Below are 18,936 nucleotides of genomic sequence, written 5' to 3' on the forward strand. Positions count from 1 at the left end.
GATCGGGCCTAACTAGCGCACAATCAAACTTTCTTCGCGTTGCTTGTGCCAAGTCCCTTTATCCTGCGGGCAAAAGGGATTAGTCATTTGGAAACATGGATATTTACCTTCCTATCGCAAGCTTGTCAGTCAATGCATTTGTCATTGTGCTGCTGGGTGGGCTTGTCGGTATCCTGTCCGGCATGTTTGGCGTTGGCGGTGGGTTCCTGACAACACCGCTGCTGATATTTTATGGCATACCACCAACGGTGGCAGCGGCATCGGCATCAACGCAGGTCACAGGTGCCAGTATTTCTGGTGTCGCTGCCCATATGCGCCGGAAAGGCGTTGATTTTCAAATGGGCGCGGTGCTGGTTGTGGGCGGTATAGTCGGCACGTTCCTAGGCACTTTTCTGTTTCAAATTCTGCAAAGATGGGGTCAGATCGATACGGTTATCAATGTGCTTTATGTCCTGATGCTGGGGAGTATTGGCGGGATGATGGCAAAGGAATCTATCACCAGTGTACGTGCGATGCGTTCCGGCAAACCGCTTCCGGCGCGCAAACGCCGACATCACCCCCTGGTTGCCAATTTGCCGATGCGCTGGCGGTTTTACCGGTCCGGCCTCTATATTTCCCCGATTGCGCCCTTTGTTTTGGGCATATTGACCGGCATATTGACTATGCTGCTGGGGGTCGGCGGCGGCTTTATCATGGTTCCGGCGATGCTGTATTTGCTGGGCATGGGCGCCCAGGTTGTGGTGGGTACATCTCTGTTCCAGATATTGTTTGTCACCATCGCGTCGACCATGATGCACAGCATGACAACCCGGGCCGTGGATATCGTGCTCGCGGGTTTGCTATTGATCGGCAGCGTGACCGGTGCCCAGCTGGGTGCCAAGTTTGCACAACGCATGCGGCCGGAATACCTGCGGCTGGCTTTGGCAATCATGGTATTGCTGGTCGCCGTTCGCATGATTCTGGGGCTGGGATATCAACCGGATGAAATCTACACGGTGCAATTGCTGTGAACAGTCCCGCATCCTTGTCCCTGCGCGATTTGTTCAGGGCGATGTGCGCATTGTGCATTTTGGTCGTTTCAACTGCAGCAACGCCCGTTCTCGTGCCGGACGTTTCGCAAGACAAGATTAGCATTCAGGGTGACTTTAACGGCGCACAGCTATTGCTATTTGGGGCGATCACCTATCCGCCCGGGACGCAAAATCGGGAAGGCGCAGATATTGTCGTTGTCCTGAAAGGACCGACAGAATCCATCGTGCTGCGCGAAAAGCAGCAGGTCGCAGGTATCTGGATCAACGCAGCGAGCAGCGAGTTTCGTTCTGCGCCGGGCTATTATGCCGTGGCATCATCAAAACCGCTCGAAGAAATTGTCGATGACAAGACAGCAGATATTTACGAACTGGGACTGGATCACTTGCAGCTATCCCCAGCCGGTGCGATTGACAACAAGGAACTGGATCGTTTCATCACTGGTCTGGTTGATCTCAATACTCGGGGCAGGCTGTACAAGAACCTTCCCAATAGCGTCGAAATCACGGACTCGGTTCTCTACAAGGCGCGGATAAATCTGCCGGCAAGCGTTCCGGTGGGCAAATATTCGGCGGAAACATTTCTGATCATTGACGGCCGGGTCGAAGCTGCAGAAATCAAGGACATTACCATAGAGAAAATCGGAATGGGCCGGTTCATCACCAATTTGTCGCAGGAAAACGGCTTTGTTTACGGGCTGTTGGCGGTATTGCTATCGGTCATTCTGGGATGGGCGGCCGGATATCTGTTCCGCAAGATGTGATCAGCCTGAATTGGCCCCGAAAAGCAGTTCATAAAGTTTTCGGACCAGTAAATGTTCTTTAACTATAAAAGTCTATCTCTCCTGTCTGATAAACAACACAGGATGAAGACAGCATGTCTGATATGGGTTCTCACAATTTTCCTGCGGCACGTCCGCTGCCTACTGCTGAAAAGGAATCCGGGCCTGTTGTAACGGAAGCACCGTCCGGTACGACGGCTACTCCGCAGCGGTCCGAAGGTCATCAGATTGGTGAAGTTATTGAAATTGCTGGTTCTTCTTCGCGCGTCGTGATGGACGCCACTGTGCTTGCCGGCCTTGCGGATCACGCTGATGCGACGGTTAAAATGGCTGGGCAGGTGGGTAGCCAGGTGAAAATCCGGGTTGGAGCAACCTGGTTGCTCGCCAATATCCGTACCCAGCGGCTTCATGAAGGTCAGTCTGGCCTGATCATCGCCGAGATTGATTTTCTCGGAGAGGGTGATGAAGAGCGCCTGACCGGACATATTTACAATTTCCGCCGCGGTGTGACCCGTTATCCGGTTCCCGGATCAGTGGTATTCGCGGTAACCACAGCTGATCTCAAGCAGGTCTATGCCTCCGACGGCCGCGCCAATGTTGAAATCGGGATGGTCTATCCGACCGATGATATTCGCGGAGCTTTGTACGTTGATGCGATGCTCGGCAAGCACTTTGCGCTGCTGGGTTCTACCGGTACCGGTAAATCGACATCGGCAGCCCTGATCCTGCACAAGATCTGTGATCTCGCTCCCGAAGGTCACATCTTGATGATTGACCCTCACGGAGAATATTCAGCTGCCTTCAAAGGCAACGGCAAATTGTTTGATGTCAACAATCTGGCACTTCCCTACTGGTTGATGAATTTCAATGAACATTGCGAAGTCTTTGTGCAATCTACCGGTGATGCCAAACAGACGGATTGTGACATTCTCGCCAAATGCCTGCTGGCAGCGAAAGCCAAGAGTCAGGCAGCGCAAGGTGTCGCCAAGCTGACCGTAGACAGCCCGGTTCCGTATCTGCTCTCTGATCTGACGACGATCATTCAGAACGAAATGGGCAAGCTCGACAAATCGACCAATAGTGCGCCCTATATGCGGCTGAAGACCAAGATTGACGAGATCAAGGCCGATCCGCGATACAGCTTCATGTTTTCCGGAATGCTTGTCGGCGATACCATGGCCGACTTTTTGACCAAGATTTTCCGCCTTCCCGCAGAAGGCAAACCGATTTCAATCATCGATGTGTCTGCCATGCCTTCGGAAATCACGCCCACCGTTGTGGCTGTGCTTAGCCGGCTGGTATTTGACTATTCAATCTGGGCAAAGAACGAACCCAAGCGTCCGATCCTGCTCGTTTGTGAAGAGGCCCACCGCTATATTCCCAACGACGATATTGCCGGCGAAAGCAGCGTGCGCGATATTCTCAGCCGGATCGCCAAAGAGGGTCGTAAATATGGCGTCTCACTGGGCCTGATTACCCAGCGTCCTTCAGATCTGGCCGAAGGCGTGCTGTCACAGTGCGGTACCATCCTTTCCATGCGTTTGAACAATGACCGAGATCAGGCATTTGTGAAAGCGGCGATGCCCGAGGGTGCGCGCGGTTTTCTCGATTCCATTCCGGCTTTGCGTAACCGCGAGATCATCTGTTGCGGCGAGGGTGTTGCCATTCCGATCCGTGTATCACTGGATACACTGGTCGAGGAACGGCGTCCGGCTTCGGAAGATCCGGTCTTCTCAGAGCTTTGGCGCGAACATGGCGGCGAAGAGGATATTATCCAGCGTGTTGTCAAACGCTGGAGAAGCCAGGGACGCTAGTCTCCCGCCACCGTTTGTCTTTTTCCATCGCTGGTTGATCGAATGCCGATGGTGCGTGTGATCTGTTCGACTACGTACGTAGTCATAAGGTTGCGCATCGGGCGTGACCGCCATGAATGGAGAAACCCATGCTCAAGAAACGCTATGCCGGTGCATTGGCAGCCCTGTCGATCGCAGCAACTGCCGTACTGGCCCCATTGACCGCCAGTCAGGCCCATGACGATCACAAGAAATTTGATAAAAAATGGGCCGAAGAGCTTGCTGAAGGAATTCACGCCAAAGTGCATGCCAGTATGGCCAAAGGCGCGGTTGGTATGGAAAAAGGCGCAGACCGTATGATGCGCGGTGCCGACAAGATGGACGCCTATGCCAACCGCCTGGAAAATGATCCCGCGTTCAGAAAGAAAGAAGCCGCCAGACAGAATGAATGGGGCGACAATGCCTTAAGCGCGCAGGATTTATACGAGAGAATTCCCGAGCTACGCCGCGGTGCACAGGAAATGCGCGAGGGCGCGCAGAAAATGCGCGAAGGCGCCGAAAAAATGCGCAACGGCGATTCCAGCTAGGAAATTCTAGCCCAGCCGATCGAGTGCAGCCTGCAATCGTTCGGCTTCGGCTTCCTTCTCGGCGAGATCGGAACGCGCCTTGTCCACCGCTTCCGGTTTCGCCTTTTCAACAAAATTCGGATTGCTCAGGCGTCCGTTCAGGCTTTTGGCTTCCTTTTGGGAAGCTTCCAGCGCCTTGGTCAGACGTCCTTTTTCGGCGTCAATGTCAATAGCACCTGCGAGCGGCAGCACATAGGTGGCGTCATCAATGACAATCTGTGCTGTTGCGCCTTCCGGGGCAGGGTCGAAAGAGATATTCTCCAACCGACCAACCCGATCCAGCGCCGGAGTTTGCCGTGCGATCCGGTCCTGCAAAGCGCTGTCGCCGTCGCGGACAAATGCGGACATTTTTGTCCCCGGCGGAATATTGAGTTCCACTTTTGCGGTCCGGGTGGCTGAGATCAGACGGATCAGCCAGTCCACTTCAGCCTTGGCATCCGCGTCCACTTCGGCTTTGGGTTCCGGCCATTTGGCGACGATCAGATCATAGTTCCGACCGCCATGATCTTCCGCCATTTTATGCCACAGCTCTTCGGTAATGAACGGCATGAACGGGTGCAGCATGACGATGATCTGGTCGAGAACCCAGCCTGCCACCAGACGTGTTTCGTCTGCCGCCGCTGCATCATCGCCTTGAAGAATCGGTTTGATCAGTTCTAGATACCAGTCACAAAACCGGTCCCAGGTGAAGTGATAAATCGCATTGGCCGCCGCATCAAAACGCAGGTCGCCGAGCGCCTTGTCGAGTGTGGCCAGCGTTTCGGTTACCTCGGAGATGATCCAGCGATTGACCGGCAATGTGGCTTCCGGCGCGCGCAGAGTTTTGCTGGCGCCGATTTCATTCACTTCACAGAAACGGGAGGCGTTCCAGAGTTTGGTCGCGAAATTGCGATAGCCTTCGACGCGTTTGTCATCCATCTTGATGTCACGGCCCTGGCTTTCCATCGCCGCCATGAAGAAGCGCAGCGCGTCCGCACCATATTCGTCAATCAGCCCGAGCGGATCGACGACATTGCCTTTTGACTTGGACATTTTCTGTCCATCCGGAGCACGCACAAGACCGTGCAGATAAAGCCGCTTCCACGGCACATCCTTCATGAACTGGATCCCCTGCATCGCCATGCGGGCGTCCCAGAAGAACAGGATGTCAAAGCCGGAGATCAGCAGGTCATTAGGATAATGACGCTTGAGATCTTCGGTTTCTTCCGGCCAGCCGAGCGTGCCGAAGGGCCAGAGCGCGGAGGAGAACCATGTGTCGAGGACGTCGGGGTCGCGGGTGAGGGCTACTCCTGCGCCTGCCTGCTCCTGCGCAGCCGTTTCATCTTCGGCAACGTATATTTTTCCATTATCGTCGAACCAGGCCGGAATACGGTGACCCCACCATAATTGCCGGGACACGCACCAGGGCTGGATATTCTCCATCCAGTTGAACCAGGTCTTCTCCCAGCTTTTCGGGACAATCTCGATATCACCTTCGCGCACCGCCTTGATCGCGGGCTGCGCCAAAGTTTCCGCATCGACATACCATTGGTCGGTCAGCCAGGGTTCCACCACCACACCGCCACGATCACCAAACGGGGTCGCGATGGTGCGCGGTTCGGCGTCATGTTCGACTTCTTCACCGTCCTTGTTTTTGGTTACATGCGGGATCAGGAAGCCTTGCTCCTTGAGCCGCTGCACAACCAGTTCGCGAGCACCATCAACGCCATCACGCTTGAACCGGTGCAATCCGATATATTCTTCGGGCACCAGGCCATCTGCCGTCTGGCAAACATTGGCCTCGCCATCGAGCATGTTGAGCATGTCGCCCGCCGCAATGCCGGCGCGTTTGCCGACTTCGAAATCGTTGAAATCATGACCCGGCGTAATCTTCACTGCACCCGAACCCAGTTCCGGATCGGCATGCTCGTCCGCCACGATCTTGAAGCGGCGGCCGGTAATCGGTTGCAGGATGTCCTTGCCGATCACGCTTTTGTAACGCTCGTCAGACGGGTGTACCGCAACCGCCATATCGGCGAGCATGGTTTCCGGCCGGGTCGTTGCGACTTCGATATAGTCGCGGCCATCATCGAGTTTTGCATCATCGGCGAGCGGATATTTAAAGTGCCAGAAGCTGCCCTTCATGTCGGTCGTCTCGACCTCCAGATCGGAAATCGCGGTTTTCAGCGCGGGGTCCCAGTTGACCAGGCGTTTGTCGCGATAGATCAGACCGTCATTATAGAGATCCACAAACACCTTGAGCACGGCTTCGTTCATGCCTTCGTCCATGGTGAAGCGTTCGTTGGACCAGTCCATCGAGCAGCCCAGTCGCCGCAGCTGTTTGGTAATCGTCCCGCCGGATTCCTCTTTCCACTCCCAGACTTTCTCGACAAATTCCTCGCGCGAATAGTCCGTGCGCTTCTGCTGGCGCTCGTTCATCTGGCGCTCGACGACCATCTGGGTGGCGATGCCGGCGTGATCCATTCCGACCACCCAAAGCGCATCCTTGCCCTTCAGTCGTTCGTGACGGATGATGATGTCCTGCAGTGTATTGTCGAGCGCATGGCCAATATGCAGCGAACCGGTGACATTGGGTGGCGGATTGACGATTGTGTAAGGTTCTGCATCGCCGCGTTCAGGGCGGAACTGGCCGGATTTTTCCCAGTGCTCATACCAGCGGGTTTCAATGCTGGCAGGGTCGAAATTTTTATCAAGTGTCATGAGGCGTCTTTGGCATTGGTTTTGATGTGTGACAACAGGGTGTTTTTTGGAACTTCAGGCGCCGGGTGTTGTTTATTTAGCCTCAAGCGCCGGGTGCGGGCATCCGCCCGCTTGCCTATCCTCGCATAAGCTCGGGCGCGCGGTCGCGCTTGCCTCCGCTTCGCGTCGGTTTGGTGCAACTTATCTGGATTACACCGAACCGAGGCATAGCCGAGGCAAGGCCAACCGGCCGCCGCGCCTTATTGGCGCGTAGCCAAGCGGGCGGATGCCCGCGCCCGGCGCCTGAGGTTCTAAAAAAACGCCCGGCGCCTGAGGTTCAAAACATTCTCAACCCGCCAAAATTGCATCAATCTCCGCATTGGCGCGGGCGCGCAATTGCCGTTTGCAGGCCTTGAATCCCGGTTGATCGCTAAGTTCCTGTGCCTTGGTAACCGACTTGTCGATCAGATCGTCAGCCATGACCGTTGCTTCGACCATCCCGGCCCCAATTGCTTCATTGGGTGCGAGCAACATGCTGGAGAGCGCCAGACGCCTGCGCCATGCAGGTTCCAGCCAATAGTCCAATACCACTTGCGGAACGGGCGGGAAGGGCAGGCCGGCTTTGGCCTCTGGCAATCCGATCTTGTAATTTCCCGTGGCAGCGTAAATCCAGTCAGCACAGAGCATCATAATCCCGCCTGCGCCGATGGCATTGCCATTGACCGCGCAGACCAGCGCGCAGGGCAGGCGGTGCAATGCCGCACAAAAAGCGTTGATTCCAGCCACAGCCCGTTCCTGGCCCGCTTCGTCCAGCGCCGCCGCGACTTTTGTGTCCATCCCGCAGGTGAAATGCGCGCCCGCGCCGGTCAGCACCACGCCTTGCCTCGGCGGGTTCTTTCCAAGCTCCTGAAGCAAGGTCGCGCCTTCTTCAAGCAGCTCGGGATTGAGCGTATTGCGCTCCGCGTTGGTCAGGGTGACGATGATCGTACCGTCGCGATCTTCGGTCTGAAAATAGCTCATTACTTGGGCCCGCCTTTCGTCCATCTGTTCATCCAGTCAAACACATTGCGGTGCCATTGCACGCTGTTCTTGCCTTTTCTAATCCAGTGATTTTCATCCGGGAAGATCAGCAGTCTTGAAGGTATGTCCTGCTCTTGCGCATAGGTGAATGGCATGAGTGACTGGGTGTAGGGAATCCGGAAATCCTTTTCGCCATGAATGAACAATGTCGGGGTTTTCCAGTTTTCGATATGGTTCAGCGGGTTCCATTTTTCGGCATTGGGCCTGTCCTTCCAGGGCCCGCCATGATCCCACTGGTCAAACCAGAGCTCTTCGGTGCTGAACGCAAAGCTGCGCAAGTCGAATATCCCGGCATGATTGATGATGCAATCAAACCGATCCGGCCAGTTGCCGGCAATCCAGTTCATCATGTAGCCGCCATAAGATGCGCCCAGCGCACAGGCTTTCTCGCCGTCAATCTGACTGTCGGTTTTCAGTGCTGCTGCAAAACCAAGTTTGAGATCCTCGAGCGGTTTGCCGCCCCAATCCTGGTTGATGCTGTCGGTAAATTCCTGACCATATCCAACGCTGCCATGGAAATCGACGGTCACAACCGCATATCCCTGTGCCGCCATGACCTTCGGGTTCCAGCGGGATGACCAGCTGTTTCCAAAGCTGCCCTGCGGACCGCCATGGACCAGAAATGCCATCGGCAATTGACCTTTGGCATTGGATGGTTTGATAATCTGTCCCCAGACGTCATCGCCGTTCGCACCCTTGAACTTGAACCGCTCGACTTCAACCGTGTCAATTTCGGCGAGCCTGGCGCCGTTGACGTTGGTCAGCCGGGTCACTTGTCCGTCCGCATCACGGCGATACAGGTCACTGGGTCCCTGAAGGCTGTTCATGGTGTAGATAATCGCACCGCCGCCCAGAGCAATCACGTTGGAAGCATTGCCTGCTCCGGTCAGTCGCTCGACATTGCCCGTCACCGCATCGACTTCAAAAACCGGATGATCCAGCACGTCCTGTGCCGTAACGTACAGGCTTTTGCTGTCGGCAGCCCAGTTGATCGATCCCACCGATCGATCCCAGTTTCCGGTCAGTTCAATGTCATCCTTGCCCGTCGCGCTATCACCCTTGCCGCGAATTTTGAGAACGAGGCGATCGGATTCGTAATTTGGACGTTCCATGGCCGCCCAGGCCAGCGACTGCCCATCGGGCGAAAAAGCTGGCATCGTATCGGTTGCTTTATTGGCTTCGGTGAAATTCTTCGTCCGGGTGCCATCCGCCATCGTCCCGTATATGTCGAGATTGGTTGATTTCGGTTCGTTGCCATCTGCTATGCGCAATGTGAAGAACACGCCTTCATCATCCGGCGTCCAGGCAATTTCCTCGCCGCCCCCAAAGGGTTTGGACGGGCTGTCGCCAATCAGATCGCCGTCCATGGCATTGCCGCTGCCGGAGATTTTTCCATCAACAAGATCAAAAGCGAAGATGCGGCTGTAATTCCCCGGTGTTTCCCAGCTGGACCAGTGTCGCACGAAAAGTTCGTCATATTCCCGTCCCGTACCTGGCCCCGGTTTGGCGCGGTCACCGGATTCCGCGCAGCCAAATGTGGCACAATCTTTGGCGATATCTCCCCAGACCGCAATCATTTTGCCTGAAGGAGACAGTTTGAACCCGGCAATATCCGCAGCCAGATCGCTGGCTTGAACCGGATCTCCATTTTTTCCAGCGGCCGAGATACTGATCCGCCACAATTGTTCTTTCCCGCTCGCATCACTCAGATAGAACAGGGATTTGCCGTCTGCCGAAAAAGCCGGGCCGTGTTCGCTGGCATCGGCTTTGTCTGCAATGCGCACTGGTTTGGCATTCGGCATATAGATGTCGAGTAAATATAACCCGGTTTCGCGATCATATGTGTCTGCTTCGGTTTCCGTAACCTGAAAGGCCGCCCATTTGCCATCGGGCGAAACCGCTGGCGCGCCGAGCCTTTTCATGGTTGCCAGGTCTTCTGCTGTCATCGGACGGGCAGAAGCAAGGGGGGCGGAAATAAGCGTACCGGTCAGGATGAGGGCCGCGAGTGATGCCTGAGTTTTGTTTTTCATCGGCGGGGTGTAGCACGCCCGCGCGGCAGATCAATTGTTCCAGATCAATTCAGCGCTTCAATTCGGTGATCTGCGGGTTTCTATTTCTGGCTGATCCTGCGAATTTCTTCGGCGACCAGTTCTTCAACCAGCTGTGGCAGGTTCTCGTTGAGCCAGTTTTCCAGCATTGGCCGCATCATTTCGCGGGTGAGATCTTCCAGTGATGTGCCATTGACCTTCTCGACCGGGGCAGGGCTGTTCGCACCTTCCATGGCGACCAAAGCCGAAAGCGACTGACGCATCGAATCGAGTTTCTGATCGTTGATCAGCCGCTCTTTCTTTCGGCGGTCGCCAAAAACACCGCGAGCGGAAGATGTTGTTTCCGTAACTTCATTGGTCAGCTCCAGAATTTCTTCTTCCCCTGCGATTTCTTCCGAATCAGCCGCTGTGACTTCCTCGGGAGCCTCGGCTTGATCCGCGACCGCATCTTTTCGGGGTTCTGTTGTCGCGGGGCGATCCATTTCAATCGCCTTGTCTTCCGCGATTATGCGTTTGATCGACGACAATATCTCTTCCATGGAAGACTCTTTATTTTGCTGTGACATATCGCAAAACCCCCAACACGCTGGCGCGCAAACAACTGTGAACTGAAGCCCTTTAGCCGATTAACCATGTTTGGGGCAACCGGCGAGTGGCCCGAACCGAGCCTTATTTGGGGTTGGGAGAATCCGGCAACGGCTCGACATCCGCAGTCTGCGCAGGCGTGTCCACCGTACGGGTTGCCTGCGGCTCCGGATTTGGATCGCTGTGAAAATCGTAGATAATGCCCTTGACCCGCTTGTAATTGACTTGCGGATCATAAAGCGGGCCGCCATCCAGTCCGAGATCTCGCGCCTCGGCTCTACCCATTGCTGCAAGCAGCGAGAAGCCGGCCACATAGCTGTTGCGGCGCGCAGTCACCAGGTTGACCTGCGCGTTGAGCAATTCCTGCTCGGCGTTCAATATGTCCAGAATCGTGCGGTTGCCCACGCTGTTTTCTGCGCGCACACCTTCCAGCGACAGAGCACTGGCAGCGACGGCGCGTTCGGATGACTGGATGACCCGTTCGGAAGCGCGCCAGCTCGAATAAGCCGCTCTTGTCTGCGAGATCACACTGCGTTCAATGGCTATTTGTTGCTCATAGCTCTGACCCGACCGGGCCTGCGCCTGACGAATTTGTGCTGCCGGTCTACCACCTTGATAAATTGGGATGGTTGCGCGAACACCGACTTCTGCGGTCGATTGTTCCTGAACAAAATTGGCACTGGCAATGCTGCCACCAAGCGTGTCGAAGAAATTGACATAACTGCCTTGAGCGAACGTGGTAACTCGAGGCTTGCTCGCCGCACGCGCTGTTTTAATATCGAATTCTGCAGCATCGCTGCGCTCTTTTGCGGCCAGCAGGTCCGGGTTGCTTTGCAGCGCAATATCCACAGCCGCGTCCGGGGTGTCCGGCAGATTTGGCAATGGCGGCGGCGGCTCAAGCTCGCCGGGAGGCGAACCAACCAGAGCAATGTAGTTTTCCTTGCTGGCAATCAGAGTTGCCCGTGCGGTTTCCAGCTGACCTTTGGCGACTTCGAGACGCGATTCTGACTGGGCAACATCTGTACGGGTCAGGTCGCCAATTTCAAATCGATCGCTCGTCGCGTCCAGATTGACTGACAAAACACCAACATTGGCGCGGTTCAACCGGACAATTGCTTCGTCGCGAATGACATCCATATAAGCCGCCGCAACGCTGCTAAACAGGCTGGATTCGGTACCACGCAGATCATTCTGCCCGGCAGAAACCCGTGTTTTTGCTGCGCGCACTGCATTTTTTACCGCGCCACCCGAGTAGATTGGAACTTCGAAATTGCCGCCTGCTGAAGCCTGCCGCAACGGCGCGGTGAAGCTGTTGGCACTACGAAGGAAATTTTCCTGAAAGGTAAACTGCGAACCAGCGTTGGGCAAGCCATCGGCTTTGGCGATTGGCACGGATTCATCCAGCGCACGCTGCCCGGCCTGAGCTCCGGAAAGAGTGGGATTGGTCTGGTAGGCCGCGATAAAGGCTTCTCGCAATGTGTCCGCAGAAGCGGGCGCGGGCAACATGGCTATCACGGCAGCACTTGCAATCAGCATGCGCTTGTTCATCATTTTCCCTTTCGTGGAAGATCGCCTGGGCATGGTTCTAGAAATGAAAGCTCTTCGCTTTTTCAAACCCTGGTAAAGTCGCGCCCCCGCAATCGGCAAAATATTGAAAACCAATGACATCTCCGGCCTTGCGGCCAAGAGCCAGACGAGTCACGCCATTGTCCGCCATCGCGGTGACCAGTCGTCCGTCAGTGGCAAGCTGATCGACCAGTGCGGCAGGCACGTCTTCGATGATGCCGTCCAGAATAATCGCAGAATAGGGACCCTTTTGCGGAGCGCCCTTCGCATGATCGCCCTTTTCCAAAGTGACGTTGGGCATTTGGGCAAGATTTGCTTTTGCTTTTGTCGCCAGTTTGCCGGACTGTTCCACCGCGACGACCTCAGCAACGATATCGGCAATGACGGCGGCAGTATATCCGGTCGCGGCGCCGATCAGCAGCACATTGTCGTCCGGCGTCAGCTCGGCAGCAGTCAGCAGCAGGCCGGTAGAAAGAGGCGAATTCAGCGAACGCCCTTCGCCAACGCTGACGCCGCGATCAGAATAGGCGACATTGCGCGATGCTGCGGGAACAAAATCCTCGCGCGCGACATGGCTCATCGCGGCAATCACGGCAGGATCACTGACATCTGTTGTCCGCAATTGGCTGACGACCATGGCCTTGCGCATTTCATTGAAGTTTTCGTGACCCACTATACCACCTTTGAACCTTTGTTGTTTCTCTATGCCACCTCTGTATTATTAAGGCAATACAGTATGGAGAATTTTCAACCGCTTCTAGCGGCACTTCGCAGCATCGCCAAGGTGGATTGCGGCGAAATTCGGTTCATTGTGCAATTTGCAATCGATGATGGCCGCAATTGTCTGGCCGGTCGCAGAACAAATCCGACTGAATCAGGGTTGACATTGGGTGCAAAGCCACGCATTTCGCGGCCCGCACACGACCTCCCATGGATAGGCCCGATGGCGGAGTGGTCACGCAGCGGTTTGCAAAACCGTCCACGCCGGTTCGATTCCGGCTCGGGCCTCCAAAATCTCACATGTCGTAATATTCAAACAATCATTTGAGGTGCAGTCAGCCACACCGTCTGCAAGCCTTTGCTAGCGCGCTGTTATCAAGGGGGAATATCGTTCCAGCGATCTGCGATTCGCCTGGTTACTGCCGCGGTTAACTGCTCATTGGCATCTGCAACGGGCGCAAAAGCGGACATGCTGTTACAATCCTCTGCCAATACAAGACCTGCAAAGCCTGAATTGGCTTCGCAGGTCTCGAGAGAATAATGATGAACGCCCGTCAAAGAACGATTTGAGCGCCAATCATCAAAATTGATGCCCAGGAGATCAGGTAAACCGGCGTTCTGAGACCTGGAATGCCAAACGTGTAGACAATTGCATGTGCAATCCGGGCAAAGAAAAATACTTTCGCCCATGTGCCTACGGTTCCGGCAATTGATGCATCGCCGAGCAGGCCTGCTGCGGCTACAACGGCAACAAATGCCGGCATGGTTTCGACCATGTTGAGGTGGGCACGTTTCGCACGATCCATCCACAATGGTGTTTCCGGCTCTTCCTTGGGGAAGTTTTCCGGATAGCCGGTCAGAAAATTCATTGGTCCCCAAACAAACAAACGTCCAACGATATAGGGTGTCCACAACAGGACCGTGAGAATGCCACTGAGGGCAAGATACGTATATGCAGTTTCCATGATGATTCTCCTATCGCGAGGCGGGGTGAGCCAATTGCCTGCTCACCCCGTCGCAATTTTTAAAGGTCTGTCGCCGCTGTGTGACGAATTGTTTTCCAGTTGGTTTCGGCTTTGGCGATCGCGCCTTCCGGGTCTTTCTGATATGCTTTGAAAATATCTTCGCTCAGGAAAACATAGAGTTTGCCATTGCGAACATCCGCCCAGCGTGGGTCGCCGTCAAATTTCTTGCCGACAGAAACACCAAAGGTGCAGAAACCGCCGTTTTGAGGCAAAAATTGAGCCGGGTTTGCCTGGAACGTGTCCAAATTGGCCTGACTGGCAAAATAATAAGCAACACCGTCATGAACAGCAGCAAATTTTGCCGACCCTTCAATCCGGTTGCCGGTATTGATGAATGCAACCGTGTCTACACCATGCAGGGCAAGCGGGGCCGCCGCCGCGGTCAGGCCGGATGATACGTTATACTCGTCAGCTGCCATTGCGGGCGTGGCTACGAAGGTTGCCAATGCGATTGTGGTGGCGAGAGTTACTTTCTTGAACATGGATAATTCCTTTTTTGTTTAGTCGTGTGATGGAGCAATCTGCCCCGATAAATTTGCAACCAAAATGGTCACGCGAGTTGACGACAGGGAATTCATCTCGAACGAAATATTATGACCGTTGGGGGGAAGAGATATTCAGCAAGGGGGCGCTGAAAGTCTCCCTTGGATTGGTCACATTGTCCGTTTGATGTTTCGTTCCTTCAATGTCGTTGGAACGCATTTCTCTCAAGTGAGACGATATGGCAATACAATGGGGTTAGTTAGCGATAATATATCAATTGACTGGGACGATGTGCAAACTATTATAGCATTTGACGGTATAAAGTAGGCGCCACGCCAAACTTTCCGGCAAAGGCGCGGGTGAATGCTGCCGGTGATTGATAGCCGGTTTGCGCTGCCACTTGCTGCACAGAGCAGTTACTGTGATCCAGTATCGACAGCGCTTTTTGCAACCGCCAGTCCGTCAGGTAGGACATCGGCCCTTGTCCAACCAGATCACCAAACCGTTCGGCAAACCGGCTACGTGACATTCCCACTTGCCGTGCAAGTGATTCAACCGTCCAGGTTGTGGTCGGTTCGCGGTGCATCAACTCCAGAGCATGTCCGATTTGCGGATCCCGAAAGCCTTTCAGCAACGCGCCAATTTCTTCCTGCTGTTCAATCCCTGCACGCAGTAATTCGATAAACATGATTTCTGACAACCGACGTACCGATGCGTCCGACCCGACATTGTCCGAGAACATTTGCCGGTTTATCAATCGCAATATCTCGTCGAGCCAGGGGTTTTGAGCGCGCATCGATGCGGTGGTCAGCAAATGATCGGGCAGCGATCGCAATATCGGATGATCCGCATTTTTCCGAAATGTGAAATGGCCGCAGATTAACTGCGTCGACGCGACATCATTGCCTTCTCCGACAACCAGAACGCCATCCCCGTTATATTCTACAGCCTCGAGGACTTGTTCGAGCGGCGGCGCATCCTGGACAGGACTATCCGACAAAATATGGGTTTGTCCTTTTGGTATCAGGATCAGGTCGCCTGGACCTAGCACAATGGCTTCCTCGCCGGGAAGTTTCACATGGCATTGTCCCTGCACCACCAGATGAAAGCGTGCCGCCTGTTCGAGTACCGGGACGGCTACTGACCAAGCACCTGAAAAATCAGTCCGAAAATATAGCGCGCCCTTTAGATCGAGCGTATCCAGAATGTCGTTGAGTATATCCATAGCCAGATCATACAGTCTTGCCGTTCGTCTCACAATAGCCGGTAGATTACCGATTGACCCCGACTATGATGCAGATCGTCCAGGGAGATGAGTACAATATCCTGTTCATTTGCACGATTGTCGGTCCTGATGAACGTCTTTGTCATACAGCATTCTTTTTGAACGACATATGCAATAATATCGTCGCTGTCATGAAACAGCATCAGTCGAGTGTCCGCCATAGCGATCTAGCTCTAACAGTCCGGGCAACCATGCTCCGACCAATGCTTCTTCACCGAGACCCGCTATCAGATCAAATTCGGCCCTGTCGCATCGCGATGATGTCGGGAGAGCGGCGAAAAAAAGGCCCTGCACTGTGCTCCGGGTCTGTTCAAATCCAGAAAAAATGCAAAAAATAACGACCATCTAGAGATTTTGCTCAGATGATCTGCAAGCGCCTTGTCCGAAAATGTAATAATAGGTGGAGCACAAACAAGCATTGTATCATGTCACATTGTGACAGGGGGTAGTTTTTTGAGGAGTGTGTCAGATGCTTTATCCCGGTTTTTCCCAGCACGAAGGACTCGGGTGATTTGACTATCGGGCAAGATCACATGTTCGCTGGGCGGAACAATGACTGATATCGCGATCAGATCATTGCTGATTGCAATACCCTATCTGGTCTCAACCTTTGTCTGGGCGGCTTTATACGTTCGCTGGGGCCGAAACGAAAAGCTGACCTTGTACTTCCGCAAACACTTCTATTTGTTCCCGTTGATCCCGGTCGGCGTAACAGCAATACTGGCAGTCACGGTCTTCAGAGTGATTGGTGCCGGTGTGCGAAGGCTGTTCGAGATGCTGGCGGGCAAAAGAACATATCATCGCCGGCGCATCTGTTATTATCGTTTGGGAAGCGTCAAGATTTTTCCCAGATCATCTGTGCGGAAAACGAAAAATACGGGTCCGGTTCGGCGGAGTGCAGTCGTCAACGACAATCAGGCCGCTCGCCCGCTATTATCGCTTGTCAGATTCCGGTCATAGTGTCGGATGCATGTCTTGATCGCAGTTTTTCAAAAATATACGGAGATCCAGGGCAGGTCAATATCCAGAGGACGCCCTGCCGGCGGGAGAAGGTTGTATTTCCTGCCGACCAAAAACTGGCAGGTTCAGAAGCTGTTCAATGCCATTTTTGCCATGGGCCTTTATTCCCGGCCGATCATCTCAGGGCAGATCTGACATGATCTACAAATTTGAGGATTTCAAGCTCAACACAGATTTGCAAGAGCTGTTTCACGCCGGCGTTGCGATAAGAATGCAGCCGCAAGTCTATGCTCTGCTGGAGCTCCTGATTTCCAACCACAACCGCGTCGTCACAAAAGATGAAATCAATGCGATTGTCTGGCGAGGTCGAATTGTATCGGAAGCTGTCGTGAACAGCAGGATCCGGTCTGTACGGCAGGCGGTGAACGACAATGGCAAATTGCAGAGGCTTGTGAAGACCGTGCACAATCGCGGATTTCGATTTGCGATCCCGCCCACCATATCGTCCTCCGAACCCAATAGGAGGCCGGGTGATACCGCAATTGATCCCGTGATGAACAACAGCGGACCTGCCCCGGTGAACCAACCCACCGGATTGCACGAACCGGCAACGGCACCTTTGCATCATGGCGCTTCGTCAGCAATATTGTCGTCAATCGCCATTCTGCCGTTTCAAAATCTGTCTGACGATCCCGAGCACCACTATTTTACCGAAGGCATATGCGAAGATATCATCACGGCACTGACAAAGGTTCCGCGTTTGTTTGTCGTGGGGCGCGTTCCCAGAATCGAACATGCATCGAACTTGTCGGACGTGAAAGTCCTTGGCGAGCGCCTGAATGTTCAGCATGTGCTGGACGGGAGTGTTCGGTGCTCTGACGGCCGTTTTCGGGTTTCGGTTCAACTCATTGACGCTGTAAATGGCAATCACGTCTGGGCGGAACGCTATGATCGGGAAATGCAGTCCATATTTGATTTGCAGGACGACATGGCGCGCGAGATTATCACGGCCTTGCAGGTGCAACTGGCAGACGGCGAAGATGCGCGACTATGGGCAGACGGAACGAAAAGCTATCAAGCGTGGGAAGCTGTTCTTAAGGCACGTGAACTGTGCCTCACCCATCGTCAGCCCAGCGTTGTGCAAGGTCGAAAATTTGCTGTCGAGGCAGCCAGGCTCGATCCGAATTATGCCGGGGCCTGGAGCTGGATCGGCTATTCTTATTGGGCCGAAGCGTTGGGAGGATGGTCGGACAATCCTGTTCTCACTTTGGTCGAAGCGCGCAAAGCTGCAGAGCGCGGATTGGCCATTAATCCATCCAATGCCGGTACTCTGGGATTGCTTGCACTGATTATGGTGTCGCTGCGGGACTTTGAAGCTGCAAGCAAATTGGCCAATCGGGCGATCGAATTCGGACCGAACAACAATTATGCCATTGGCTGCGCTGGTGCGATCAAAATGTATTGCAACGAACTGCCGACAGCCGAAGCGTTGCTCAGAAAAGCGATGCGACTTGCTCCGCTCTACAAGGCGGGTAATCCCGAAATTCTGGCGGCGATACTGATGTTGCTCAGGCGCTATGATGACGCGATCGCGGCTGCACGCGAATGTCTTGTTCTCGACCCTGATTATTTCTTCGCATATTGTACGTTGGCGATCATATATGCCGAACTGGATCGCGAAGAAGATGCGTTGGATGCAGGGCGGCATATATTGCGGATCAATCCGCAATATAATGTGCGAAAATTTGCCATGTATCAGCCGTTTCAGGAGGAAGGCGTGTTGCAACGATGTCTTTCCGGCTTGCGCAAGGCCGGCATACCGGAATCATGACAAACACGGGGCGAAACCACTTCCGCCCGAATTAAAACTTCGTCCGCGTGATATCGGGAACGCGGGCGTTGGACCGAAATAGCACAATGATCATATCGGCGAGAACATTGCGCAAAGATGAAATCCCGATCGCGTCACACCTGTCACGCCAACCCCGTTACACCAATCCCGTCACCACATCCGGCCATTTGGATCGCTGCTGCCAGAATCAAGTGATCCGATTTATGGAGAGGGTGCATGGCCAGAGGCCCGCGACCCTCTCCTAAATCAGCGATCGCCGGACCAGTGACGTCGACCTGATTTGTCTGCAATGTTGACCTGTCAACAATGTGGGTATCAATTCATGACCGGTACCATTGCAGAATTTCTTCGCAACCAAAGTTGCTGCAATCCTGTGCGACCAAAATACATATCGCCAATCATTACAATTGCAGGATGGGTTCAA

At 54.2% G+C, this 18,936-nt stretch carries 16 protein-coding genes and 1 tRNA gene; 7 read left to right on the top strand and 10 right to left on the bottom strand.

Features of this window, described 5'->3' with window-relative positions:
* Positions 1–95: 95 nt before the first annotated feature.
* The 4 genes from ABJI30_RS08815 (at position 96) to ABJI30_RS08830 (ending at position 4,190) form a co-directional block, all read left to right on the top strand.
* Complete coding sequence (locus ABJI30_RS08815; RefSeq protein ID WP_348015813.1) at positions 96–1,010, top strand: sulfite exporter TauE/SafE family protein; 915 nt, start codon at positions 96–98, stop codon at positions 1,008–1,010.
* A gap of 41 nt (positions 1,011–1,051) precedes the next feature.
* Positions 1,052–1,792 (top strand): TIGR02186 family protein, encoded by a 741-nt coding sequence (locus ABJI30_RS08820; protein WP_348015909.1) that lies wholly within the window; start codon positions 1,052–1,054, stop codon positions 1,790–1,792.
* A gap of 290 nt (positions 1,793–2,082) precedes the next feature.
* Complete coding sequence (locus ABJI30_RS08825; RefSeq protein WP_348015910.1) at positions 2,083–3,624, top strand: DUF87 domain-containing protein; 1,542 nt, start codon at positions 2,083–2,085, stop codon at positions 3,622–3,624.
* A gap of 128 nt (positions 3,625–3,752) precedes the next feature.
* Complete coding sequence (locus ABJI30_RS08830) at positions 3,753–4,190, top strand: hypothetical protein (RefSeq protein ID WP_348015814.1); 438 nt, start codon at positions 3,753–3,755, stop codon at positions 4,188–4,190.
* Positions 4,191–4,196: 6 nt separating this feature from the next.
* Here the strand turns inward: ABJI30_RS08830 and ABJI30_RS08835 are convergent, their stop codons facing one another.
* The 6 genes from ABJI30_RS08835 to ABJI30_RS08860 form a co-directional block, all read right to left on the bottom strand.
* Positions 4,197–6,929, bottom strand: a complete 2,733-nt coding sequence (locus tag ABJI30_RS08835; protein ID WP_348015815.1) for a valine--tRNA ligase — start codon at positions 6,927–6,929, stop codon at positions 4,197–4,199.
* Between the two features lie 327 nt (positions 6,930–7,256).
* Entirely contained in the window at positions 7,257–7,928 is a 672-nt protein-coding gene (locus ABJI30_RS08840; protein ID WP_348015816.1) for an enoyl-CoA hydratase/isomerase family protein, read from the bottom strand.
* The gene (locus ABJI30_RS08845; RefSeq protein ID WP_348015817.1) at positions 7,928–10,018 is read right to left on the bottom strand and encodes a S9 family peptidase; all 2,091 of its coding nucleotides are present in this window, start codon (positions 10,016–10,018) and stop codon (positions 7,928–7,930) included. Before ABJI30_RS08845 ends, ABJI30_RS08840 begins: the two co-directional genes overlap by 1 nt.
* Before the next feature lie 80 nt (positions 10,019–10,098).
* Positions 10,099–10,602: a DUF2497 domain-containing protein gene (locus ABJI30_RS08850; protein ID WP_348015818.1), complete on the bottom strand. Its 504-nt coding sequence runs from the start codon at positions 10,600–10,602 to the stop codon at positions 10,099–10,101.
* A gap of 103 nt (positions 10,603–10,705) precedes the next feature.
* On the bottom strand, positions 10,706–12,172 hold the full coding sequence (locus ABJI30_RS08855; protein ID WP_348015819.1) for a TolC family outer membrane protein: 1,467 nt from the start codon (positions 12,170–12,172) through the stop codon (positions 10,706–10,708).
* 34 nt (positions 12,173–12,206) lie between these two features.
* A complete protein-coding gene (locus ABJI30_RS08860; RefSeq protein ID WP_348015820.1) occupies positions 12,207–12,860 on the bottom strand; it encodes a protein-L-isoaspartate O-methyltransferase in 654 nt (217 codons plus the stop codon).
* A gap of 264 nt (positions 12,861–13,124) precedes the next feature.
* Between ABJI30_RS08860 and ABJI30_RS08865 the strand changes: the two genes are divergently transcribed.
* Positions 13,125–13,198, top strand: a tRNA-Cys gene (locus ABJI30_RS08865).
* Between the two features lie 263 nt (positions 13,199–13,461).
* Here ABJI30_RS08865 and ABJI30_RS08870 read toward each other — a convergent pair.
* The 4 genes from ABJI30_RS08870 to ABJI30_RS08885 form a co-directional block, all read right to left on the bottom strand.
* Positions 13,462–13,872: an MAPEG family protein gene (locus ABJI30_RS08870; RefSeq protein WP_348015821.1), complete on the bottom strand. Its 411-nt coding sequence runs from the start codon at positions 13,870–13,872 to the stop codon at positions 13,462–13,464.
* Positions 13,873–13,931: 59 nt separating this feature from the next.
* Entirely contained in the window at positions 13,932–14,414 is a 483-nt protein-coding gene (locus ABJI30_RS08875) for a YHS domain-containing (seleno)protein (protein ID WP_348015822.1), read from the bottom strand.
* Between the two features lie 302 nt (positions 14,415–14,716).
* The gene (locus ABJI30_RS08880; RefSeq protein ID WP_348015823.1) at positions 14,717–15,640 is read right to left on the bottom strand and encodes an AraC family transcriptional regulator; all 924 of its coding nucleotides are present in this window, start codon (positions 15,638–15,640) and stop codon (positions 14,717–14,719) included.
* A 29-nt stretch (positions 15,641–15,669) separates the two neighbouring features.
* Complete coding sequence (locus ABJI30_RS08885) at positions 15,670–15,861, bottom strand: hypothetical protein (protein WP_348015824.1); 192 nt, start codon at positions 15,859–15,861, stop codon at positions 15,670–15,672.
* 391 nt (positions 15,862–16,252) lie between these two features.
* Here ABJI30_RS08885 and ABJI30_RS08890 point away from each other — a divergent pair, with 391 nt between their 5' ends.
* Positions 16,253–16,660, top strand: coding sequence for a hypothetical protein (locus ABJI30_RS08890; RefSeq protein WP_348015825.1), 408 nt, complete (start codon positions 16,253–16,255; stop codon positions 16,658–16,660).
* 196 nt (positions 16,661–16,856) lie between these two features.
* Positions 16,857–18,491: a winged helix-turn-helix domain-containing protein gene (locus tag ABJI30_RS08895; protein WP_348015826.1), complete on the top strand. Its 1,635-nt coding sequence runs from the start codon at positions 16,857–16,859 to the stop codon at positions 18,489–18,491.
* The last annotated feature ends 445 nt before the right edge of the window (positions 18,492–18,936 follow it).

The organism is Parasphingorhabdus sp., from assembly GCF_039968395.1.
In the GTDB taxonomy this organism is placed as follows: Bacteria; Pseudomonadota; Alphaproteobacteria; order Sphingomonadales; family Sphingomonadaceae; genus Parasphingorhabdus.